Consider the following 23772-nt stretch of genomic DNA (forward strand, 5'->3'; position numbering starts at 1 on the left):
CCCCAACTACTGCATTCAGGGTTGATCTTCTCATTGCCACTGCACTCGATTTAATTAATCCCGTGCATTTGAAAAACTGGTTTACTCACTGTTGCTACTGTGCCTCATAAAACTGCAATAGGCTGTAACTAATCATAGTATGACGCAATTGATAAGGAACTCTATATCTAATGCCCATACTTGTAAGTAGCGATCGCCATACTCCGTTTAACGCTTGTTGACTTATAGGATTGCCCAATTTTCCTAAAAATACGTAGCTTTTTCTATGGGGTATAGAAGTCAATAAACTTTTTAATTCATCATTTATAGGAAATACCCTGCAAGCTTCTGTTTTAGTACCCTGCTTTTTTACTATTTTCCCAGATGCATTTATTTGACCTTCAACAAATTTCAACTTATTTCTAACTAAATCAATATTTTCCCATTTTAACGCGACTGCTTCAGACGGACGACATCCTGTTAGCCAACAAAAATATACATATTTATAATACTGAGAGTGAGTATTTTTAAATCTAGAGTAAGTATTTAATTTTAAAGCTTCTAGAATTTGATAAACTTCAGAAACACTAAAAATATCAATTCCTTCATCTTCTGATTTATCGCGTGATTTATTTTTAATGGTTGATAGGAGATCTCGGTACTCTATTCCCCAATGTCTGGGAATATTGCCTTGTTTGCTATTCCAATCAATAGCAGCGACTATTAATTTAAATCTCTCTTTACTAGTTTGAGTAGTCCGACTTAAATCGCTAAAAATCCACTGTACTAAATCACTTTTACATTCTAGCTTTTGAATTGGGCATTTTTCTATCAAGCTAGTAACGGTTTTGATCGTAGTGAGTATATAAGTTTCTGTCCAAGCGCCAGTACTAATGTGAAAAGCTACATACTTATTCCAAAGAATTTGTAAATCATCTTTTTCTACTAATCTTAAACCACCGATTTTTTTTGCCTTAATTTCCTCCTGTTTCTCATGCACTAATTGCTTAAGAGCGTTTAAGTCTACTGGCTGTAGCTTGGCAATACACTGTGATATCTCTTCATCGACTAGTAAGGCTAGATTTAATGCTTGAATCTTATCGCTACCCAGTCCTATAGTTTTTCGCCCAAGCTTGCTATTTAAGCGTAATTGATACATCTCTCCGTACTTGGTTCTCATGACCATAACGCTTAAATGCTTAAAATCTGGTTTCGTTGCTACCATACGGTTTGCTCTAAATGGTTGAAGTGATAGCACTTAGATTAGCATGAATGGTTGAATAATTGGTTGAAGTAGTTCAAATATTTATCGTAGAATGCCGCAAAATGTTGATATACATAGGCTATAGAAAACTAACAAGCAGCACTGGAAATGCTGTTTGGGGGTAACTTCAACGAGGGTTCGAATCCCTCCCTCTCCGTTTAAAAGACAATTTGTGGAATTAGCTTTTCTTCAGTATTTATTGAAGTTATGTAACCAATACCCAAGAAGCGATCGCCTTCCTCATAAATCTGCAAGGGTAAATTTAACGGTAAATCGGTAACATCATAAAGAATCTTTTGACCTTGACACCATTTTTGGGCGATCGCGGTTGGTAAGATGACAGAATTAAGATGCTGTAAAGCTTGTGTCGGTGGAATTGGTTGAAAACTACCTTGTTGAATTTGAGATTCTAATTGCTCAAACGTTAAGCTATCTGCAATGTCAAAGCCACTGCTTTGCGTACGAATGAGTTTCGCTAAAGTTCCACCAGTTTGTAAGACTCTACCCAAATCGCGGGCGATCGCGCGAATATATGTTCCTGTACCACAAGCAATTGCCACATCAATTTCAGGAAAATCTCCAGATCGCCAGTCTAAAATTTCAATTTGGAAGACTTCTACACTCCGTACAGGAATTTCAATGTTTTTCCCCGCGCGTGCAAGATCGTATAAACGTTTTCCTTTGACTTGAATTGCACTATAACGCGGCGGTATTTGGTCAATTTTGCCTTGAAATTGTTTGAGTGCGGTTGCGACTTGTTCTAGGCTTAAATCGGATACTGGCTGTGAGGTAGTGACTTCCCCTTCGAGATCGTCTGTTGTTGTCGTGATTCCTAATTGAATTGTTGCTTTGTAGGCTTTATCTGACTGTAAAAACTGCAACAAGCGAGTCGCTTTTCCTAAAGCGATCGGTAAAACACCTGTAGCCGCAGGATCTAAAGTTCCGCCATGTCCTACACGCTTCATCTGTAATAGTCGCCGTACTCGCGCTACACAGTCGTGGGAAGTGAATCCAGCGGGCTTGTTTAAATTAAGAAAACCTTGCACAATCTACGAATAAAATTAAGACGCTATGAAACATTTAACAAGAATTACATTCAATCCTGGCGTGATGGGAGGCAAACCTTGTATTCGAGGCTTGCGTGTAACTGTAGGAATGCTGATTGGGTTGATAGCATCAGGACATTCTACAGAAGAAATTTTAGAAGCTTATCCTTACTTAGAGGAAGAAGATTTACGTGAAGCTTTGACATATGCAGCTTGGCGTGTAGAGGAAGTCGATATACCACTCATTGTTCAGTAAGACTTCTCGCATGGATAAATCCCAACTTTACAGGGTAACTAGTGAAAATGTAGTTATTCCTCATTTACTCGTTGCAATTGCGCAATGCGAGGATCGATGATTTTTTGACCGAGAGTGGGGAATTTAATCGCGACAGATACTTTGTTTCCAGAACCGAAAACATGGGTGATTTCACCAACTCCAAACGTTTTGTGTAGTACGCGATCGCCGACTTGCCAACTTTGTGGACTTGTGTTTACAGGAGTTGCTGCTACTTCTCTACTTCGCGAAGCAATACTCGGTGGTTTTGTATAACTCTGACTCACAGGCTGTTGATCTGCAAGTAATTCTTCGGGTAACTCTGTTAAAAACTGCGAACGAATCGCCGGTTCGCGCGAACCATAAAGACGGCGTTCCCGTGCATGAGAAAGATGCAATAGTTCTTGCGCGCGAGTAATTCCGACATAACACAAACGCCGTTCTTCTTCTAAAGCATCAGGATCGTCTAAGGAACGGAAATTAGGTAATAATCCTTGTTCCATCCCTACTAAGAAAACGACAGGAAACTCTAACCCTTTAGCTGCGTGTAATGTTAGTAAGGAAACAGCTTTTTGTCCTTCTTTTAAATTATCTAAATCAGAATTTAATGCAGTGCTAGCTAAAAAAGCTTCTAAAGAAGTATCTTCACTTTCTTCTTCAAATTGGACGACAGCATTATAAAGTTCCTGCAAGTTTTGTAACCGGTCTAAACTTTCATCTGTACCTTGATTTTTTAAGTCTTGAATATAACCTGATTCTTCCATAATTGCTTGCACAATTACTGACGCAGGAGTGATATCTACCTGTTCTTGCCAGCGGCTGATTAACTGTGCAAAACTAGTTACACCTTTCACCGATCGCCCTGCTAAAGTCCCTGCTGATGTTTCATCGTTAATAATTTCCCATACAGGAATGCTTAACTCTTGTGCTGCACTTACCAAAGCATCAATTGTGGCTTTACCAACACCACGTCGCGGTGTATTAATGACACGCAGTAAACTTACCGTATCTGCAGGATTAACAATTACACGTAGATAAGCCAGAATATCTTTAATTTCTTTGCGATCGTAAAACTTCAATCCACCAACAATTGTGTAAGGAATACCCCAGCGTACTAAAGTATCTTCAAATGGTCGAGATTGTGCGTTAGTCCGGTAGAGAATTGCAAAACTACCCCAATTAAAATCAGAATAACGGCGTTCTAAATTCCGAATTTGATTGATTACAAACTGCGATTCTGCAATTTCATCATCAGCTTTATATAAATAAATTTGTTCGCCAACTTCACGAGTAGGTTTGAGAACTTTATCGATGCGTTGAGTGTTATTTTCGATCAGTTCGTTGGCAGCTTGGAGAATATTTTCTCTAGAGCGATAGTTTTCTTCTAGCTTCACCATTGTACGAGTATCAGCATCAGGCAATCCATCACCGAAGTCAGACTGAAATTCTAGTAAAATTGTGAAATCTGCCATGCGGAAACTATAAATCGATTGATCCGCATCACCAACTACAAACACTGAGCGATTGCGCCAATCCCAGTTGTGTTTATTGGTTTCTCCATTGGTAACAAGTAACCGAATTAAGTCATATTGAGTCCGGTTGGTATCTTGGTACTCATCAACTAATATATGTTGAAATTTACGATGCCAATAACCTAGAACTTGTTCGTTTTGTTGAAATAGTTGTACGGGAACCAGAATTAAATCATCAAAATCTAAAGCATTGTTTTCGGCTAAAGCGCTTTGGTATTGACTGTAAACTTCAGCAATTACGCGCCCGCGATAATTGGGTTGTTGGCGTTCAAATTCTTGCGTTGTTAATCCTTGATTTTTTGCATTACTGATTGCGTAGCGTACTGATCGCGGCTCAAATTTTTTGTCATCTAAATTGAGTTGTTTGATGACTATTTGCTTGACAAGGCTTTGAGCATCTGATTCATCAAAAATTGAAAAATTACGATTCCAGCGCCGTCCTTGTTCGTCTTGATATTTTTCGATATCGAATCGCAGAATACGGGAAAATAAGCTGTGGAAAGTACCAATCCACAAATCTTTGATAATGGTTTTGTATACGCGCGATCGCAGACTTGTCTGTTCGTGCGGTGCTAACGCTTCTAAGGGTTTTCCGTAGTCTTGAAGTGCAATTTGTTCTGCAAACAGCTTCTGGATGCGTTCTTTCATCTCCCGCGCTGCTTTATTCGTGAAGGTAACAGCCAAAATATTTTCAGGATCGACGCGGTGCTTCAAAATGAGATTGGCAATTCGGTAGGTTAGTGCCCGCGTTTTACCAGAACCTGCGCCAGCAACGACTAACATGGGACCGCAGAAATGTTCTACAGCTTGGCGTTGACTAGGATTGAGGTGACTGAGAAAGTCAATGGTTGTTGTCATGAGTGTAAGAAGTGCGATATCGCGCTTAAGGCTGTAAAAGATATATCCTGCCTGACCTATACTACAAAACTTATGATATCTTTGTAGCTTCCTAATTGAAGCATTGCCGCGCTCTCATTACAATTTGCTGCTACAGAATTTGTATCACCTAATATTGCTGCTTTCCAAATTGAAAATCTAAGTTGTAAATCTTTAGCAAACATTAAGCCCGCTGGAGTTCAGTAGTATTACTGTTATTATCTCCAAACATAAAATAATCAATTGAGTTTTTCAGTAGATTTCGCATTCATTCACTATCTACAGTTTGATAGGCTCTATCACATTAAAACATTTCATCTAGCATAACTAATAACGATTATGGGAACATCAGATACACCTTTGTGGGTTCAAGATAGAGATACAGTGATTACTGAAGAAAGTAATGTTGAGTGGCGTTATGGAACACCACCAGATTATTCGCGTAACAATGCAACACTCAAACAACAAAGTCAATACAATCATATCGAAGGTTCTTTAGAAGCGATTGTCCAAAACTTAGTGAGAACTTTTGAAATGGAAGCCTCCTTCAAAACGAATCCCCAACAGTGGTTATCAGTTGTCGCTGATAAGTTTCGGATGCGGACAAATACTGAACCAGAATATACTGCCGAGGACATCGTCGCTGCTGGAACTTACAACTTATTTTTAGGAGAATCGGATCGCTACAGCGCGAAAGCTGAAGATTTTGAATCGTCAGGAAGAATCTTTCATGAAGCATTTCCTAATGGTTTTTTATGGGAAGTGATTGAGGTACTAGCAGGACCACCCAATGTTACTTTTAAATGGCGTCATTGGGGAACTTTTAATGGTGCATATAAAGAACATCAACCAACCGGAGAAATTGTCGAAGTTGTTGGTATTAGTGTGGCACGGGTGACTGATGATTTAAAAATTGAATCATTAGAACATTATTTTGATACCAATTCTTTCTTAGGGAAATTGACATCTGGTGAAAAAGCGATCGCTAACGGCTGTCCTTTTCATCAGTAAGCATAAAGGTTTACACAAAAAAATAGCCTGATTGAGAGATTATTCACTCAGATTCAACTCTAGTAGCGATTGTTGATCAATCAACGAATTTAGCTGTGGTCAATCGCCATCAGTCTAGATAGCAAGATCCTAGCTACTAGCAGCAATGATGAGACAATTAAGCTTTGGCATATCAAGACAGGGGAGTGCCTGAAAATGCTTTTTTGGAATTAGTTAATTGTTTGAGTAATATTCGTATCTATTAACAGCGTTGCTTCTCCACTTGTGTGGCGGTCATATTGTGTTTCATTGAATGTGAATGTAGTTTGACCGCCAAATAACCATCCTTCCCCCGTAAAAGTGACGCGATCGCCTGCGTTTCCTTTAACGATGAGTTGATTGCTAGTATCCGATAAGTTAAGTAAGTCAAGGCGTGTTAGTTTCAGACTATTATTACCTGTTCCTGTCAGATCAATTATTTCAAAACCCCGCAGTTGGCTACTAGTAGTTGTTGTTAAATCTATCGTTACCCCTGCAGTAAATACTGCTAAAGTATCCGTACCGCTACCACCGTCTAAACGACGGTCATTTTTACCAAAGCTCAGAATATCATCGCCTGCACCCCCATAAAGCACATCGCGACCTAAACCACCCCGCAGCGTGTCATTTCCCCTGCCACCAATTAAGTTATCATCGCCCACAGTACCAGTGAGGACGTCATTACCCGCAGTACCATTCTTGGTCACTTTGTGGCTAAAGTCTTTACCAAAAACAATGTAACTTCTGCCATTTTCAGCACCACCACCTCTAGGAGTACTCGTGATGATATCTGCAAAGCCATCACCATTGATGTCTCCTGCCGCGCGGACTAACTCGTTACCACCCTCGTATAAACCGTTAGCCTCTCCCTTGATAACAAAGCCATTGCGACCGTTAAGTGCCGATAAATTCAGCCGTGGACTGAAGCTTTGAGTGCCAAATATCACATAGGTATCATCAATCTTATTTGGGCTATAGTAATCGCCAAGATAAGAAGCTCGCACTAGCAAATCGTCAAAGCCATCACCATTGATATCTCCTGCACTACCCACAGAAACACCTGAGAGATCGCTGGGATTAATGCCTGCGATCGCAAACCCATTACTACCATCAAGATTAGCTACATCAATTTGTGCTGCAAAACCACCTGCTTTGCCAAACACGACGTAGCTTTCTCCAGCTTCAGTTTTACCATTGGGGCTAGCAAAAGAAGCACCGACAATCAAGTCAGTGAATCCATCACCATTGACATCACCTGCGTTACTTACTGAAATACCAAAACGGCTATTATCAATTCCTTTGAGGGTAAAGCCATTGTTACCATTGAGATGGGCAACATTAACATTAGCATTCCAACCGCTGGCTTTGCCAAACACGACGTAGCTTTCTCCAGTCTGATTCTGACCAGCAAAGGGAGAACCGACAATTATGTCGGCGAATCCATCAGCATTGACATCGCCAGCACCGCTGACAGAGCTACCAAAGAAATTAAATGCATCATTTACTGTAAGAGTAAAGCCATTGCGCCCATTGAGATTAGCGACATTCATATTGGCATGCCAACCACTTGCTTTGCCAAACACGACATAGGTTTTTGTTGCATCCTCACCTGAACCCACAATCAAATCGCTAAACCCATCGCCGTTAATATCTCCGGCACTGCTGACAGAAAAACCTAAGCGGTTATATGGATTGATTCCCTTGATAGTAAAACCATTACTACCGTTAAGTTTAGTCAAGTCAAAATTGGGACTCCAGCCACTTGCTTTACCAAATACCACATAGCTTTCTCCCGCCTCGGTTTGACCATTAGGATCAGTGTCAGGATCGCTCACAATCAAGTCGCTAAAACCATCACCGTTGATATCTCCTGCACTGCTGACAGAAAAACCTAAGTATTGAGATGAATTAATTTCCGGAATTTTAAAGCCGTTGCTGCCATTGAGTTTGGTTAAGTCAAAGCTTGCATTCCAACCTTCAGCTTTGCCAAACACCACATAGCTTTTTGAATTTCTCGTATAAAATGGATAACCGCTAATAGCCCCAATTACTATATCTGCAAAGTCATCACCGTTAATATCTCCTGCACTACTGACAGAAAAGCCTAGGCGATCGTAATCCTCAAGTCCTCTAATAGTGAAGCCATTGCTACCGTTTAATTCAGATACATCAATGACATCAACAAAACTAGAGTATCGGAAATAACCAGCGTTGAGATTGAGTTTTGAGAAGTTACCTTGAATGATGGCGATCAGTTCATTAGATTTGCCATCGCTACGATATAGCGCTATTCCTGTAGGCATACCCTGCGGTGATGCGGCTAAAACATAGTCGGTAGGTTTGCCGTTTAGACGAATAATTTCGTTATTCGGATTAAAGTCGGTAATGAGGGCATAATCGTTAAGACCAGGAGTAGAAGGGTTGCGATCGTCGTAGAATACGTGACTTGCATTACCCAGCAAGAATGTGTCCCTACCCAATCCGCCTGTTAGGACATCCTTTTCTCCTACTCCATTAGCCGTACCAACTAAGGTGTCATTGCCAGCACCACCATTGAGTAAATCACTCCCTGCTCGACCTTCTAGACGGTTATCATACACATCACCGTCGATTATGTTATTGAAACTGTTACCAGTACCATCAATACCTCTAGTACCTAGTCTCAATAAAGGTTCCGATAATTCTAGATTTTCTAAGTTATCACCTAAAGCATATGTTTCAAGTGTAATAACTTTATCTATGCCCGCGTTTGCAGCTTCAATAATAATATCTTCACTACTAATGTAGTAAGTATCATCATTATCCCCACCGTATAAAACATCTATGCCTTGATTGCCAAAAATAGTAGCGTAGGAAACCGCACCTATCAATAAATCATTCCCTGCACCACCGTAAAGCGTGTCGTTACCATCTTCGCCGTTGAGTGTATCATTTCCTGCACCACCACGCAGGATATTGTCAATTTCGTTCCCAATCATATCGTTGTTGAGATTATTGCCAATGCCTTCAACTGCTCTATTTGTGAGTCTCAGGTTTTCAAGGTTACGACCTAAAATATAGTTGCGTGCAGCGCGGACAGTATCAATGCCTGAATTAAAAGTTTCGTTAATTGTGTCGTTTGTACTATCAATAATATAGGTATCATCCCCCGCACCACCGTTGAGAATATCAATACCTAATTCACCATTAAGTGTATCGTTTCCAAAACCGCCATTAAGTGTGTCATTACCTTCTAATCCAAGCAAGCTATCTTTTCCTGCATAACCAAAAATTGAATCTACGGCTAAAGTACCTATTAGTGTGTCGTTACCGATAGTTCCTCTAATAATTGCCATAGTTATCTCACCACTGCTTTATGTAAGTAAACATATCAGCTTTAGCAGAGAATTATCAGAGAGTAATGCCTTTCTTGCCATCCTCTAGCGAGCACTATATGTTTGTGCTTTGAGAGTAGAGTTAAACATATGGCAAAAATGATGAAGTTTTTATGAAAGTTACCAGCAGACTGCGCTAATTTTTACTCAAGTTCTCCACAGAACATCCGCAACACGGCAGACGTCGTACATTTCTTGTACATCATGAACTCGGAGGATATCTGCACCATTAGCGATCGCCGCACAACACGCGGCTGCGGTTCCCCAAACTCGTGCTTTGGGTTCTGGCTGATTTAAGATATGTCCGATAAAACTTTTCCGCGATGGTCCCACTAAAATGGGACAATTGAGTGCGCGAAATTTGGATAATTTACGAATGATTTCGATACTTTGGTTGTATTTTTTAGCAAAGCCAATACCAGGATCAATAATGATGCAATTTTGAGAGATTCCAGATGCGATCGCTGCACTAATCCTACTTGCTAAAAACTCATATATCTCCTCAATTAAATCCTTATATTCTGTATGTTGTTGCATTGTTTGTGGTGTACCGCGAATATGCATTAATACGATAGGTACACCAAGCTCAGCCACGGCTGGCAACATATTCGCATCAAACGTTCCCCCAGAAATGTCATTAATGATATCTGCACCAGCAGTAACTGCAGCTTTGGCGACAGATGCTCGCGTTGTATCAACAGAAATTGGTACAGATATTTCTGGACGCAGGACTTGTAATACAGATAAGACGCGCTCTAGTTCTTCTGCTAGTGAAATTTCTACTGCACCTGGACGCGTTGATTGTCCGCCAATATCAAGCATATCCGCACCAGCTGCTACTAAACGTTGTGCTTGAGCTAATGCAGTTGTTGGGGTATTGAACTCACCACCATCACTAAAGCTGTCTGGCGTGACATTCAACACTCCCATTAGGTATGTGCGCTTACCCCATTCAAATGAGTGTCCTGACCATATTGGCATTGAGCTTGCCATCGAGTTATGTCCAAGTTGCCGCTACTGATAATTGACAATTCGAGCAAAACTTCCTGGTTCTAAGCTTGCTCCTCCAACCAAAGCACCATCAATTTCCGACTGTGCCATAATTTCATCAATATTGCTGGGCTTAACTGAGCCACCGTATTGAATTGGCACATCAGGATAACTTAACTGGCTACGAATTAAACCAATTACACGGTTTGCTTCAGATGCTTCACAAGTATCACCAGTTCCAATTGCCCAAACAGGTTCATAAGCAATGACAAGGTTCTGCTGATCGACCCCGACAAGATCTTTTTCTAACTGCATCGCAATGAGTGCTTCAGTTTCACCAGCATCGCGTTGTTGCTTAGTTTCTCCCACGCACAAAATAGGAGTTAAACCATGATCTTGAGCTGCTTTGAGTCTTTTGTTGACTGTTTCATCCGTCTCACCGAAAAATTGCCGCCGTTCGCTGTGACCAACAATAACGTAGCGTACTCCAATTTCTGTCAGCATAGGAGCCGCAATCTCACCTGTATAAGCTCCTTGATCTTCCCAATGGACATTTTGTGCCCCTAATTGCACGCGGCTGCCGTGGAGATTCTTAGAAATTAACGACAGTGCAGTAAACGGAGCGCAAAGTACAACTTCTAGCGCTTCTGGTGTTTGCTCTAAAGTAGGCATAAATCCTTGCAAAAACTCCAGGGATTCAGCCTGGGTTTTAAACATTTTCCAATTACCGGCAATAACTATTTTTCGCACAGGTGACTCAATGAATACAAATCTAAAACACAATGAAATGTAAAAACAGTTTAAAGCTTTAAGGGAACAATTTCACACGCAAGCTTGCTGATTCTGGAAGAGGAGATAGACAAGATGTATACAGGGCGAAGCCTTCAATTTCTAGCATCGCCCCGAAAATTATCAATTCAAGCGTGAATTATGAGACTTCTTACATGAATCGCTGAGCAACTGAAGTCGTAGCTAATCAGACCAAGACCACCTCCGCGATCTAATCGCTAAAACTACTCATGCAGTGTGCGCTGTCAAACTTTGTTTGTCTAGCCCCAGACTTCAGTCTGTGGGCTTGAGGATATCATGCAGCAGGTTTATTGATTTGTGGTTGCCGCTTCACGAGCTGCTGCAGCTTGATCGGGATGAATCCCTAAGCGTGTCAGGTTAATCCGACCTTTGCTGTCTAACTCTCTAACTTTGACAATCACTTCGTCACCTACGGCAACCTCATCCTCGACTCTGCCTACACGGTAGTCAGCCAACTGAGAAATGTGAATCATACCTTCTTTACCAGGCAAGAATTCAACAAAAGCGCCTATTGGAATGATGCGCGTGACTTTACCAGCGTAGACATCACCTTCATTCAGCTTGCGAGTCATGCCTTGAACAATATTTTTTGCTCGTTTGGCTTTGCTCTCGTCGATTGCAGAGATTGTGACAGTGCCATCATCTTCGATATCGATTTTAGCTCCAGTTTCTTCTGTAATCCCCTTAATTGTCTTGCCACCAGGTCCAATTAAAAGACCGATCATTTCTGGATCGATTTTGATTGTGAGTAATCGGGGAGCAAAGGGCGACATTTCAATGCGCGGTTGCTCAATTGCTTGCATCATTTTTTCTAAAATATGTAACCGCGCTGGTAGGGCTTGTTTTATTGCCTGCTCAATGACTTTTAAAGGCAAACCAGAGATTTTCATATCCATTTGCAAGGCTGTGATGCCGCTATCGGTTCCAGCAACTTTAAAGTCCATGTCACCCAGAAAGTCTTCAATGCCTTGGATATCAGTCAGAACGCGCACTTCGTCGCCTTCTTTAATCAAACCCATTGCCGCACCGCTGACAGGTTTAAGAATGGGTACTCCCGCATCCATCAACGCAATTGTAGAACCACAAACGGAACCCATTGAGGTAGAACCGTTGGAAGAGAGGATTTCTGACACGACACGAATGACGTAGGGAAATTCATTTTTGGGTGGTAATACTGGAATTAGGGCGCGTTCGGCTAATGCTCCATGACCAATTTCTCGACGCCCTGGAGCGCGCAGTGGCTTGGTTTCTCCTACCGAGAATGGTGGGAAGTTGTAATGATGGATATACCGCTTTTCTAAATCTTGCTGGAGATCGTCAGAGAGGTTTTGTGCATCTCCTGGCGTACCTAACGTACAAGCAGATAGTACTTGTGTTAGTCCGCGATTGAATAAGCCACTACCGTGAACGCGTTTTGGGAGAACACCTACACGACAGGAAACTGGGCGAACTTCGTCGAGCTTACGACCATCAACACGCACACTATCTTCAACGATTTGACGGCGCATGAGTTTTTTGGTCAAATCTTTAAACGTATTACCTACTACTTTAGAATTTGTGCTTGCTGTAACGCGAATAGGGTCTTCTTCTGGTAGTTCAGCGATCGCCGCGACGATTTCTTCTTTAACTCCATCTAACGCCGTATCGCGGCTATTTTTATCAAGGTCAAATTGCGACAAAATTTGTTTGACAGATTCTTGAGCGCGATCGCGAATAAACTCGGCTAAGGTCGGTTCTACTTCTACTGGTGGCTCTTCGTGTATTGTTTCCAGACCCATTTCTGCCATGAGATCTTTTTGCGCTTGAATAAGATCTTGTACAGCTTCGTAACCAAAATCAATTGCTTCAATAATGTCTTGTTCTGGCAATTGATTCGCTCCAGCTTCCACCATAATCACGCCTGCTGGTGAACCTGCGACAACTAAATCTAAATCTCCCGCTTCAACTTCTGCATAGGTGGGATTGATAATAAAGTCATCTCCCACTAAACCAACCCTCACTGCTGCCATTGGACCATCAAATGGAATTTGTGCCAACAAGACAGCAAGGGATGCACCGGTTACAGCTAATACATCCGGTGGTACTAACTCGTCCATCGACAAAGTTGTTGCAACGATCTGCAAGTCATCTCGCAACCACTGTGGAAATAAAGGGCGTAGGGGACGGTCAATTAAACGGCTAGTAAGAATTGCTTTTTCTGGTGGACGTCCCTCGCGCCGGAGAAAACCACCTGGAATTCGACCAACGGAATACAGTCTTTCTTCGTAGTCTACCGTCAGTGGCAGAAAATCAATGCCTTCTCTTGCGGCAGAGCGGGTAGCTGTTACTAACACAGCAGTATCCCCAGATTGCATTAATACTGACCCACCAGCTTGGGGCGCTAGTAGACCTACGGTCAATCTAATATCCCTTCCGTCAAAGGATATTGACCTATCAATCTCTACCATTAAGTTTTTTGTCCTTCTTTATCACTTTCTTTTTCTGTGGCAATCCTAGCATTTATAGCCCTGCTACTGCCCTACAGCGAATGGCAAAATAGAGACTAGAGTCAAAAGCTTAGCTGATAAAGTTTTCGGTATGTGTATATGTCACTATAAAGAGAAAAGAAATATGTATTAGAGTAAGCTTTGCTACTAATGCTTGGTGTAAATATTTTCAGTAACTTACGATGCACTATAAATACATTCAACGCCTGGTTCACTAAGTAACCTAGCAGCAAAAATACGTTCAATAGCTCTAATTTTTCACCATTCCCTCAACTTCCAGATAGTTACGTTTTGCGTTATATCAAAATTGAACACTACTGTGGCATAGTTTCAGTGTTCATTAACCTGCAATAATATTACTCATTTCAATCTACGTGTAGCCTGCTGTTGCCATTTTAGTTGTACAATAAATCTAAGATAAGATCCAAATCCAATAGCTATATGCATCAGAAAGTGAATTCAATATCAAAAAACACTGTGCCTATACAGTCATAATAATAGTAACACATTTTTGAAATAGACCTTAATTGAATCTTCAAATTTTACTACAAATAAACTTTAGATTTTATATGGAATTAGAGTTATTTTTAATAATATTCTAGATGCTTTCTTGATAATAAATATTTAGAGAGTTTCAATAAAAATAAAACTTCTAGAACTAAAAAAAATAAGATGTTCTAGAAATAATGAAATGTCATACAGAACAAAAGAAAAACAAATTTATTTTCAAGCATAGATAACAAACACAATATTAATTTTATAATTTATAAAAACAAGAGCGATTGTATAGATTTCATGTAAGTTCGAGTAGTTGGTAGATGACAATTTTACACGGTAACTGGTTAGCAGAAAAAAACTGTTTATTCGTTTGGGGAGAAACTTGGCGTTCTTTGGGTGGCATTGAGGCATCGTTAGACGATCATCCTTTAGTCATGACACCTGCAGAATTAGATGAGTGGCTGCGTAAATCTGATTTATTACCACAAGTGTCACGTAACTTGTTGAAAACGTTACTAGAAGATACAGCAGTTGTGTCATCTGGACGTAACCGCAAGCGCAAGAATAGTCAAGCTAACAGCGTTGTAGAGATCGAGCGATCGCCGTGTGTCCTATTACCAACTTATTCTGATAAGCAAGAAGGAAGTGCATATCCAATTCATTCAGCAGCATTTTCGCTAGAATCCAACTACTCACTAAAGCCTTGGCGGGTACAAGGTTTATATTTAGAACCTTTAGCAGCATTTCAATTTCTCACTTCACTACCATTAGGTACTGCTCATCAAGAAGATGAGTATTTAGGTGGAGATTTACGTTTTTGGTCACACGTTGCGCGTTGGAGTTTAGATCTCCTCAGTCGATGTAAATTATTGCCTACATTAAACCAGTCTGATGATGCTTTTGCGGCTAGCTGGCGATCGCTCTTAGATAGTGCAGTGGATGCTTCGCGCCTAGAAAAATTTGCCAAAGTGATGCCTGAGGTTTGTCTTGCTTATCGCAGCGAGGAGGAACAGTTAAACTCCACATCACCATCGTCGCCGCAGGAATTGCTACTGAGTTTTTTGGATAGCATGATAGATACTCAAATTCGGGCAATATTAGCGGGTACAACCCCACCAAACGCACCATCTCCACTTCGAGAATGGCTACAGGCGTTAACAACTCAAGATCAAAAAGTCAAAGCAGTACCAAATCAACTAGAAAGATTAGCAGCTGTACTCAATGCATGGACGGCACCACTTCAGTATCAGATCAATCAGGCTCGTAGCTCATTTCGGACTTGTTTTAGATTACATCCACCCGAAACAGCTAATGAGTGGACATTAGCATATGGTTTACAAGCTGCTAATGATGCAGAATTTGTCGTTGATGCGGCAAGTATTTGGAGTCACCCTGTTGAAGAATGGGTAATTAGCGATCGCACAATTGTTGAGCCACAGGAAACATTTCTCAAAGGATTAGGGCTAGCTTCTCGGATGTTTGGTCCTGTAGGTGCAAGTTTAGAACAGCAGTACCCGACATCATGTCATTTAACACCTTTAGAAGCTTATGACTTCATTAAGTCGATTGCACCACGATTTACAGACAGTGGCTTAGGTGTCATTTTACCACCAAGTTTAGCAGAACGTGAAGGTTGGGCGAATCGCCTGGGATTAAAAATTCGGGCAGTGACACCGCGTAAGCAAAAAGAACTAGGCTTGCAAAGCCTATTAAATTTTGAGTGGGAATTAGCAATTGGAGGACAAACACTCTCGAAAGCTGAATTCGATCGCTTGGTGACATTGAATAGTCCATTAGTAGAAATTAATGGTGAGTGGGTAGAACTGCGATCGCAAGATATCAAAACTGCTCAAACCTTTTTTGCCAGCCGTAAAGAGAAGTTATCGCTATCGTTGGAAGATGCTTTACGCTTAAGTACTGGTGACAGTTTAGTGATTGAAAAGCTGCCAGTCGTAAATTTTGAAGCAACTGGGGCGTTGCAAGAGTTGATGTCTGCGCTGACTAATAATCAGGCGATCGCGCTACTCCCAACACCAAAAAGCTTTCAAGGTGAACTGCGTCCTTATCAAGTACGCGGCTTTAGCTGGCTAGCCTTTCTCGAACGCTGGAATTTAGGTGCGTGTCTCGCCGACGATATGGGACTCGGTAAGACGATTCAGTTCATTGCCTTTATGCTGTATCAGAAAGAGCAAGAGGTACTCGAAAATCCGACGCTACTTGTTTGTCCAACTTCAGTCTTAGGTAACTGGGAGCGCGAAGTCAAGAAATTTGGTCCACAGTTAAAAGTGATGCTGCACCACGGAGATAAGCGTTCTAAAGGGAAAGCATTTATCGCTGCAGTGCGAAAGCACGATTTAGTGATTACAAGTTATGCATTGATTCACCGCGACGTCAAAGATTTACAAAGTGTGACTTGGCAAGGAATTGTGCTTGATGAGGCACAAAATATTAAAAATCCAGAAGCAAAGCAATCGCAGTCCATTCGCCAACTCGAATCAGCGTTTCGGATTGCACTGACAGGAACTCCAGTAGAAAACAGACTGCAAGAGTTGTGGTCAATTTTAGATTTTCTCAATCCAGGATATTTAGGCGCACGGCAATTTTTCCAAAGACGCTTTGCAATGCCAATTGAAAGGTATGGCGATGTTGATTCGTTAACACAGTTGCGATCGCTGGTTCAGCCTTTCATTCTCCGGCGTGTCAAAACTGACCGCGATATTATTCAAGATTTACCTGAAAAGCAAGAAATTACTGAGTTTTGTGGAATTAGCTCTGAACAAGCTACGCTGTATCAACAAGTTGTGGAAAACTCGTTAGCAGAAATTGATGCAGCAGAAGGTTTACAGCGTCGGGGAATGATTTTAGGGCTGCTTGTTAAACTAAAACAAATATGCAACCATCCGGCACAGTTTCTTAAACAAAATAAAATTGCTGAACCTCACCAGTCGGGGAAATTACTCCGGCTTGTGGAGATGTTAGAAGAAGCTTTATCAGAAGGCGATCGCGCACTCATTTTTACACAGTTTGCTGAGTGGGGAAAACTGCTACAACCATACTTACAACAGCAACTACAGCGTGAAATTTTCTTTCTTTATGGCAGTACTTCCAAAAAACAGCGCGAGGAAATGATCGATCGCTTTCAGCACGATCCCCAAGGTCCGCCAATTATGATTCTTTCTTTAAAGGCGGGTGGTGTCGGGTTAAACTTAACTCGTGCTAATCATGTCTTTCATTTTGATCGCTGGTGGAACCCTGCAGTAGAAAACCAAGCAACAGATCGCGTCTTTCGGATCGGTCAAACTCGTAATGTGTTAGTCCACAAATTTGTTTGTAGTGGCACTTTAGAAGAAAAAATTCACGAAATGATTGAAAGTAAAAAAGCTTTAGCCGAACAAGTCGTCGGTGCTGGCGAACAATGGCTGACGGAATTAGATACCAATCAGTTACGTAATTTACTCGTTCTAGATCGCAATGCTGTGATTGATGAGGATGCAGAATGACCAACTTTAGCTTTCAATCTAGCCGCGAATGGTGGTCGCAACGTTGGCTGGATTTACTAGATTCTTATCGCTTTAAAAAACGTCTGGAAAGAGCGCGCAACTACTCGCGTCAGGGTAATGTTTTAAGTATTCAGTTTGAAGGGGCAAAGGTATCAGCCCGAGTACAAGGTACAGAAGTTGAGCCTTATCAAGTTTCGCTGTTTTTGGAACCCTTTACAGATGAGCAATGGCAGTATGTGATAGAAACAATGTCGCAACGAGCAATTTTTGCTGCCAAACTCCTAGCAGGAGAAATGCCACCTAACATTGAAGAAGTTTTCACGCTCAATGGGTTATCACTGTTTCCCTTTACGCTTTCTGAAGTCCGCAGCAAATGCTCTTGTCCTGATAAAGCAAATCCCTGCAAACATATCGCTGCAGTATATTATCAGTTGGGCGATCGCTTTAGCGAAGATCCATTTGTCTTGTTTCAGTTACGAGGACGCACTAAAAACCAAATCATTGATGCTTTGCGCGAATTGCGTAGTGCACATCAAGTTGTAAATCCTGAGCCGCTCTCACTTCAATCAGCCCCGCAAACATCACTAAACGCCAATGGTACATCGTTTTGGCACTATCGAGAACCGCTAGAATCGAACTTAGTTGTCATTGCTCCATCGACTAGCAGCGATGTCTTAGAAATATTAGGCGCAATTCCTCTGTCAAATGATCTTGCCGAAAATGCCGATAACTCTTCTGAAGTAGTGATGCATTATTTAAACGTTGTCTACCAGCAGGTTGCTCAGCAGGCTTTTCTGGTAGCAATGAATACTGAAGCAAGTTGATAATTTTATTTTTAGCGAATGTCCGAGTTGCGTATTTCTTAACTTAATGTTACGTTATTCCTGGAAAATACTTAGGTTATCTTATCTAAGCTAACTCAGACAGATTGGGTAGACTTTAGGATACTACCTAAGTTTTGTGAATTAAGTCAAGGATCGAGTATGTCAAAATTTTATACAAATATACTCCGAAATCTAGTTGTGCTCACTTCCGCATGACTTAGCTTCTCCTATCAGCTTGATATGAGGTTACAAAAACTAATTTGATAAAAAATTCTCTATTCATTCTAATGTTATATAAAAATAAATGCATCAATACTCTTTATTTATCGAAAATATTAATCTATCAAAGTGAAAGTAAATACTGTTTTATCCAAAACTAGCTAAAAATGCTGTCTTACAAAATCTACAATTCACTTGTGACTGCGTCTAAGATAACATTAGTAAAATCTTGTCTAATCTAAACAGTTAAAACTTAAAGGAAGTTCAGAATTATCTGTAGATTTTTGATAAAGTCGAAAAACTGTAGGCAAAGTGTTATTTGAGACAAGTTAATTTCTGCTTTGGTGAAAACACATAGTTTTTACCGTATTGGTTAAGATAGTCCAATCTAAGAAACTTACGGTCTCAAGCTGTAGTAGCTTTAATAACTAAAGAATTTTCATACTAAGCTAAGCTGTTGTAGATCTATGTCTGATATTTTGAAACTTGAAGACGCTGTAGAATTCGCCGAGAATCCAGAACCAAGATGTCCGTGTGTCCTACTTCTAGACACTTCCGGTTCAATGCATGGCGAAGCCATAGAAGCTTTAAACGAAGGATTGAAAGTTTTTAGGGATGAGTTGAATCGCGACAGCCTTGCTAAGAAACGAGTTGAGGTTGCAATTATTTCATTCAATTTTGAAGTAAAAGTTGTTCAAGAATTTGTCACCGCCGATCAATTTGAGCCACCAACACTTGTTGCACATGGTTTAACACACATGGGTTCAGCAATCCATCAAGGACTAGATCTCATTCAAGCTCGTAAAACTGAATACCGCAACAATGGTATTGCCTACTACCGTCCGTGGGTATTTTTGATTACAGACGGAGAGCCGCAAGGTGAGTTAGAAAGCCTTGTAGAACAAGCAGCCCAGCGAATTAGAGATGATGAAAGTAGCAAGCGAGTAGCTTTTTTTGCTGTCGGTGTGGAGGGGGCTAACATGGATCGCCTAAGCCAAATTGTAGTGCGCGCACCACTGAAGTTAAGAGGACTAAACTTTCAGGAAATGTTTATCTGGCTATCAGCCAGTATGCAACGAGTTTCGCAGTCAAAACCAGACGATCAAGTTGCACTACCCCCACCAGGCTGGGGTGCAGTTTAATTCTGATAGTACAAATTTGAGTTATTAGTCACTAGCCACTCTTCACTCTACAGTGGTTTTGAGTCATTATTTGTGGAGGAACCAGCGCCACAACATGAGGTACAGGGCGGGGTCTATAGCCGACAAGAGATTCTCCTTTATAGGCAAGCGAGGTACTTGCCCCAGAGTCAAGCATCACGGCGTCACGTAATCCAGCGTGAGCGAGTGCTAAACCCAAAGAAACTGAATCTATCAATGTTGTGGACACACCGATTGCTGGTTGTCCTGCTTGATTGATACCCCAAAAAGCTCGATGGCGGGCTGCGTCAAAATCGAATAAACTACCAAACGTACTCGCAGGTTGAGGTTGACTGTCTTTTACGAGCCATGCTGCTGCAACAAACGCATCAGTGACACGTGGTAATGCAGTGTTCAATCCAGCAAGAGTGTTGTGCTGTTGCGAGTTAAAAGGAACAAACTTGACAACTTGAGAATTGATCGCTACCAGGGGACGTCCGTTGAGTTTGCGATTTTCGCTATTATTTCCAGGAACAAATTTACTGTTGTGGCTTAATACAGGTCCAATCATGACATTGGAATCGAGCGATTTGAGTGAGAAGAACCCACCATCAACAGCAGCAACTGCGGGGGTATCTGCGAGAATTTGGGGGACTTGGTAGCGGCTTTTGGCGTGAATTGTAGTTGGTTGACCTCCAGTAATCAGGATGAGTCGGGCTTGGTTGAGCGTGGTTGTATTTATAGCGATCACACTATTAAAGTCAAATTTGACACCCCAAGCAGGTAGTTGAGGTCCTCCCCAAGCGGCGGCGATCGCGTTTGTTAATCGTGATTGTCCGATGCGGGCGATCGCAAATAGATTCTCAGATTCTCCAGCAAAGCGATCCACAGCATCATCCATTGTTAAGGCTGCTTTATACCCTGCCTGTTCGACAAAGTTTGCTACTTGTACATCGTATTTACCCGCAGGATAGACAAAGTAATCAACCGAAATTCCCAATTGAGTTTCTAGAATTCGTTTCGACTCAGTAATTTCAAATTGCAATTGGTCTTGGGGTAAAGTCCTTAAATCTGTAGGATGCGTTACAGTATGAGCCGCAATCGTCACTAACGGATCAGCTGCCATCTGGCGTAATTGCTCCCAGTTAACGTGCGTTCTCCCTGTGTTTTTACCAAGATTGGATGTATAAATTGAGAAAGTAGCAGGATAACCATATTTCTTGAGTAAGGGGTAGACATACTGATAGTGACCTCCATACCCATCATCAAATGTCAACAAAATTGGCTTTTCTGGTAGTGGTATTCCTGTACGCAAATGAGTTACTAATTGAGCCAGACTAATTGGAGTAAGCTTTTGGACTCGAATAAGTTCGAGATGACTAGCAAGTTCTTGGGGTGTTACATCAAAAAAAACTTCTTTTTGAGGCAAGATATCGTGATACATCATGACTGGTACTCTTGCCTGCTTTGCTCTAGTGTGCAAATTTGGTGTTGAGCTAGAATTCAAAGAGGCTACAAGCAGAGGTCCGAGATCTTGCACAAGTTTTGAAAGCAAAATTTGTGGCTCATGTATCCAACTTGCTAGATGTATTGCTGGATGTACCAAGTTGGTGTATGAAATCGCACTGGAATTTTCATGACAAGGCGACACGAGGGAAGGTAGCCCAGCAACGGGTATTGGTATACTAAGCGCACAAATCTGACTGAAACCGCAGCAAAGAGCGACATGGAGAATCCGTTGGTATAGTTTCATGTTGATTTACACGATAGGCATCAGTTCAAAGCACAGTGCCTTCGTCGCTGCACACGTCAACTACACCCTACGCATGAGGCGTTAAGGATGTGATAGCAATGTCTTAAAAAATTGCTAAGCGAGCTTTAAATTATTCTCATCTCTTGATTAAGACTTTCTCAAAAATTGGCGATCTGCCGAAGGCAGCGGCGCTTCTCTTTGAGACGCTTCGCGAACGCCATCGCTGTTACTGACCAAACTCTACTCTTGCTTGCTCTACTAACTCAATTGTGACAACTTCTTGCCCTGCGGCACGCGCTAATTGCTCAATACGTGCTTTGGCTTGAGTGCGGGCAAAAAAAGGGATATTTTTTAATTTGGCTTTGGCTTCAGGCGTCCATTGCAAAGTTTCTATATATTCAAAGTCACTCATAATAGTCACTGACATTCAATGTCCTCTGATAAGTAAGATGTGCAAAAGACACCTACTTATTTAAGTCAAATTGTGTCATATCTCAGTATGAAAAATATTTGCATTTCGTTAACTTAGATTCTTTGGTTACTCATGAAAAGTATGCAAAAAAAACTCCTGTACTGATACAGGAGCCGTAAAATCATTGACTATTTATTGACGCTGACAAAGCTATAAATTTGTTGCTTAGTCAAGATCGCCCATAGCCATTACTGGTTCATTTTCACGGTTAATACCTTTTTCAAAACCAGCTACTGCTGCTCTTGCACGACCAGCGTGCCACAAGTGACCCACCAAGAAGAAGAAGAACATCACAAAGTGGAAGGAAGCCAACCAAGAACGCGGAGATACATAGTTGAAGGAGTTGATCTCCGTAGCCACACCACCAACAGAGTTGATTGAACCGAGAGGTGCGTGTGTCATGTACTCAGCAGCACGGCGAGCTTGCCAAGGCTGAATATCATTCTTGATTTTGTCTAGGTCTAAACCGTTAGGACCGCGTAAAGGCTCTAGCCAAGGAGCGCGGACATCCCAGAAACGCATTGTTTCACCACCGAAGATGATTTCACCAGTGGGAGAGCGCATCAAGTATTTACCCAAACCTGTAGGACCTTGAGCAGAACCGACGTTAGCACCTAAGCGCTGGTCGCGAATCAAGAAGGTCAAAGCTTGAGCTTGTGATGCTTCTGGACCTGTAGGACCGTAAAATTCGCTAGGATAAACAGTGTTGTTAAACCAAACAAAACAGGTGGCAATAAACGCCATCAAAGATAAAGCACCTAAGCTATAGGACAGGTATGCTTCTCCAGACCAAATAAAAGCACGACGTGCCCAAGCAAAAGGCTTAGTCAAAATGTGGAATATACCACCAGAAATGAGTAGTAAGGCAACCCAAATGTGTCCGCCAACAACATCCTCTAAGTTATTGACGCTGACAATGGAGCCTTCACCACCAAAGGGAGATCTCAGTACGTAACCAAAGATAACGGCTGGGTTCAGTGTGGGATTCGTAATCACGCGAACATCACCACCGCCAGGTGCCCAGGTGTCATAAAGACCACCAACAAACATTGCCTTAATGACCAACAGCAGAGCGCCACATCCAAGAATAATGAGGTGGAAACCAATAATGCTGGTCATTTTGTTTTTGTCTTTCCAGTCGTAACCGAAGAAAGACGAATACTCTTCTAAGGTTTCTGGACCGCGAATGGCATGATAAATACCACCGAATCCCAAAACAGCAGAAGAAATGAGGTGAAGTACACCAACTACAAAATAAGGAAATGTATTAATGACCTCACCACCTGGACCTACACCCCATCCTTGTGCAGCGAGGTGAGGCAACAGAATGAGTCCTTGCTCATACATTGGCTTCTCTGGAATGAAGTGCGCGACTTCAAATAAAGTCATTGCTCCAGCCCAGAAGACAATCAAACCAGAATGGGCTACGTGAGCGCCCAGCAGCTTACCAGATAAATTAATTAAACGAGCATTACCTGCCCACCAGGCAAAACCGGTCGATTCTTGGTCGCGACCGCCGCCCATTATTAAATCTCGATTAAAAGAAGCATTATAAGGCGTTTCCACGGGGTAGTACCTCCTCAGGGAATTGGAAATGCTCGTGAGGCTGGTCTTGGGGAGCCATCCAAGCCCGAATACCTTCATTGAGCAGAATGTTTTTGGTGTAGAAAGTCTCGAACTCAGGGTCTTCCGCAGCACGCAACTCCT

General features: G+C 41.6%; 15 protein-coding genes and 1 pseudogene. 5 read left to right on the top strand and 11 right to left on the bottom strand.

Annotated elements, in window-relative coordinates:
- Nucleotides 1–94: 94 nt before the first annotated feature.
- Together IQ230_RS23265 and truB are read right to left on the bottom strand one after the other, a co-directional pair.
- Complete coding sequence (locus tag IQ230_RS23265; protein WP_193934602.1) at nt 95–1204, bottom strand: tyrosine-type recombinase/integrase; 1110 nt, start codon at nt 1202–1204, stop codon at nt 95–97.
- Nucleotides 1205–1401: 197 nt separating this feature from the next.
- Complete coding sequence (gene truB / locus IQ230_RS23270) at nt 1402–2289, bottom strand: tRNA pseudouridine(55) synthase TruB (protein WP_193934603.1); 888 nt, start codon at nt 2287–2289, stop codon at nt 1402–1404.
- Between the two features lie 25 nt (nt 2290–2314).
- Here truB and IQ230_RS23275 point away from each other — a divergent pair, with 25 nt between their 5' ends.
- Nucleotides 2315–2545: a DUF433 domain-containing protein gene (locus IQ230_RS23275; RefSeq protein ID WP_193934604.1), complete on the top strand. Its 231-nt coding sequence runs from the start codon at nt 2315–2317 to the stop codon at nt 2543–2545.
- A 53-nt stretch (nt 2546–2598) separates the two neighbouring features.
- Here the strand turns inward: IQ230_RS23275 and pcrA are convergent, their stop codons facing one another.
- A complete protein-coding gene (gene pcrA / locus IQ230_RS23280) occupies nt 2599–4953 on the bottom strand; it encodes a DNA helicase PcrA (protein ID WP_193934605.1) in 2355 nt (784 codons plus the stop codon).
- 357 nt (nt 4954–5310) lie between these two features.
- On the opposite strand from pcrA, the gene IQ230_RS23285 reads away from it, so the two are divergent.
- A complete protein-coding gene (locus IQ230_RS23285; protein ID WP_228055272.1) occupies nt 5311–5982 on the top strand; it encodes an ester cyclase in 672 nt (223 codons plus the stop codon).
- 209 nt (nt 5983–6191) lie between these two features.
- On the opposite strand, the gene IQ230_RS23290 is transcribed toward IQ230_RS23285, so the two are convergent.
- The 4 genes from IQ230_RS23290 to IQ230_RS23305 form a co-directional block, all read right to left on the bottom strand.
- Nucleotides 6192–9335 (bottom strand): FG-GAP repeat protein, encoded by a 3144-nt coding sequence (locus tag IQ230_RS23290; RefSeq protein WP_193934606.1) that lies wholly within the window; start codon nt 9333–9335, stop codon nt 6192–6194.
- Nucleotides 9336–9521: 186 nt separating this feature from the next.
- A complete protein-coding gene (gene folP, locus IQ230_RS23295; RefSeq protein ID WP_193934607.1) occupies nt 9522–10367 on the bottom strand; it encodes a dihydropteroate synthase in 846 nt (281 codons plus the stop codon).
- A 21-nt stretch (nt 10368–10388) separates the two neighbouring features.
- Nucleotides 10389–11114: a triose-phosphate isomerase gene (gene tpiA, locus IQ230_RS23300; RefSeq protein WP_193934608.1), complete on the bottom strand. Its 726-nt coding sequence runs from the start codon at nt 11112–11114 to the stop codon at nt 10389–10391.
- 347 nt (nt 11115–11461) lie between these two features.
- The gene (locus IQ230_RS23305; RefSeq protein ID WP_193934609.1) at nt 11462–13621 is read right to left on the bottom strand and encodes a polyribonucleotide nucleotidyltransferase; all 2160 of its coding nucleotides are present in this window, start codon (nt 13619–13621) and stop codon (nt 11462–11464) included.
- Nucleotides 13622–14478: 857 nt separating this feature from the next.
- Here IQ230_RS23305 and IQ230_RS23310 point away from each other — a divergent pair.
- From IQ230_RS23310 to IQ230_RS23320, 3 genes are all read left to right on the top strand, one after another.
- Nucleotides 14479–17658: a DEAD/DEAH box helicase gene (locus IQ230_RS23310; protein WP_193934610.1), complete on the top strand. Its 3180-nt coding sequence runs from the start codon at nt 14479–14481 to the stop codon at nt 17656–17658.
- Nucleotides 17655–18482 (top strand): SWIM zinc finger family protein, encoded by an 828-nt coding sequence (locus tag IQ230_RS23315; protein ID WP_193934611.1) that lies wholly within the window; start codon nt 17655–17657, stop codon nt 18480–18482. The genes IQ230_RS23310 and IQ230_RS23315 overlap by 4 nt, the downstream gene beginning before the upstream one ends.
- A gap of 686 nt (nt 18483–19168) precedes the next feature.
- A complete protein-coding gene (locus tag IQ230_RS23320; protein WP_193934612.1) occupies nt 19169–19843 on the top strand; it encodes a vWA domain-containing protein in 675 nt (224 codons plus the stop codon).
- Between the two features lie 31 nt (nt 19844–19874).
- On the opposite strand, the gene IQ230_RS23325 is transcribed toward IQ230_RS23320, so the two are convergent.
- The 4 genes and pseudogenes from IQ230_RS23325 to IQ230_RS23340 all read right to left on the bottom strand — a co-directional run.
- Complete coding sequence (locus IQ230_RS23325) at nt 19875–21593, bottom strand: polysaccharide deacetylase family protein (RefSeq protein WP_193934613.1); 1719 nt, start codon at nt 21591–21593, stop codon at nt 19875–19877.
- Nucleotides 21594–21819: 226 nt separating this feature from the next.
- The gene (locus tag IQ230_RS23330) at nt 21820–22020 is read right to left on the bottom strand and encodes a PCP reductase family protein (protein WP_407646710.1); all 201 of its coding nucleotides are present in this window, start codon (nt 22018–22020) and stop codon (nt 21820–21822) included.
- A gap of 210 nt (nt 22021–22230) precedes the next feature.
- The gene (gene psbC / locus IQ230_RS23335) at nt 22231–23589 is read right to left on the bottom strand and encodes a photosystem II reaction center protein CP43 (protein ID WP_193934615.1); all 1359 of its coding nucleotides are present in this window, start codon (nt 23587–23589) and stop codon (nt 22231–22233) included.
- Nucleotides 23590–23614: 25 nt separating this feature from the next.
- Nucleotides 23615–23772, bottom strand: a pseudogene (locus IQ230_RS23340) (photosystem II protein D2); the annotation flags it as partial.

The sequence above is a fragment of the Gloeocapsopsis crepidinum LEGE 06123 genome (assembly GCF_015207655.1).
Classification (GTDB): Bacteria; Cyanobacteriota; Cyanobacteriia; order Cyanobacteriales; family Chroococcidiopsidaceae; genus Gloeocapsopsis; species Gloeocapsopsis crepidinum.

Excerpts from the sequence above, each read along its gene's own strand:
- psbC (WP_193934615.1), bottom strand. The coding sequence starts at position 23,589 with ATGGGCGGCGGTCGCGACCAAGAATCGACCGGTTTTGCCTGGTGGGCA.
- IQ230_RS23325 (WP_193934613.1), bottom strand. The coding sequence starts at position 21,593 with ATGAAACTATACCAACGGATTCTCCATGTCGCTCTTTGCTGCGGTTTC.
- IQ230_RS23310 (WP_193934610.1), top strand. The coding sequence starts at position 14,479 with ATGACAATTTTACACGGTAACTGGTTAGCAGAAAAAAACTGTTTATTC.
- folP (WP_193934607.1), bottom strand. The coding sequence starts at position 10,367 with ATGGCAAGCTCAATGCCAATATGGTCAGGACACTCATTTGAATGGGGT.
- pcrA (WP_193934605.1), bottom strand. The coding sequence starts at position 4,953 with ATGACAACAACCATTGACTTTCTCAGTCACCTCAATCCTAGTCAACGC.
- IQ230_RS23320 (WP_193934612.1), top strand. The coding sequence starts at position 19,169 with ATGTCTGATATTTTGAAACTTGAAGACGCTGTAGAATTCGCCGAGAAT.
- IQ230_RS23265 (WP_193934602.1), bottom strand. The coding sequence starts at position 1,204 with ATGGTAGCAACGAAACCAGATTTTAAGCATTTAAGCGTTATGGTCATG.
- IQ230_RS23290 (WP_193934606.1), bottom strand. The coding sequence starts at position 9,335 with ATGGCAATTATTAGAGGAACTATCGGTAACGACACACTAATAGGTACT.
- IQ230_RS23275 (WP_193934604.1), top strand. The coding sequence starts at position 2,315 with ATGAAACATTTAACAAGAATTACATTCAATCCTGGCGTGATGGGAGGC.
- IQ230_RS23330 (WP_407646710.1), bottom strand. The coding sequence starts at position 22,020 with ATGTCAGTGACTATTATGAGTGACTTTGAATATATAGAAACTTTGCAA.
- IQ230_RS23305 (WP_193934609.1), bottom strand. The coding sequence starts at position 13,621 with ATGGTAGAGATTGATAGGTCAATATCCTTTGACGGAAGGGATATTAGA.
- IQ230_RS23315 (WP_193934611.1), top strand. The coding sequence starts at position 17,655 with ATGACCAACTTTAGCTTTCAATCTAGCCGCGAATGGTGGTCGCAACGT.
- IQ230_RS23285 (WP_228055272.1), top strand. The coding sequence starts at position 5,311 with ATGGGAACATCAGATACACCTTTGTGGGTTCAAGATAGAGATACAGTG.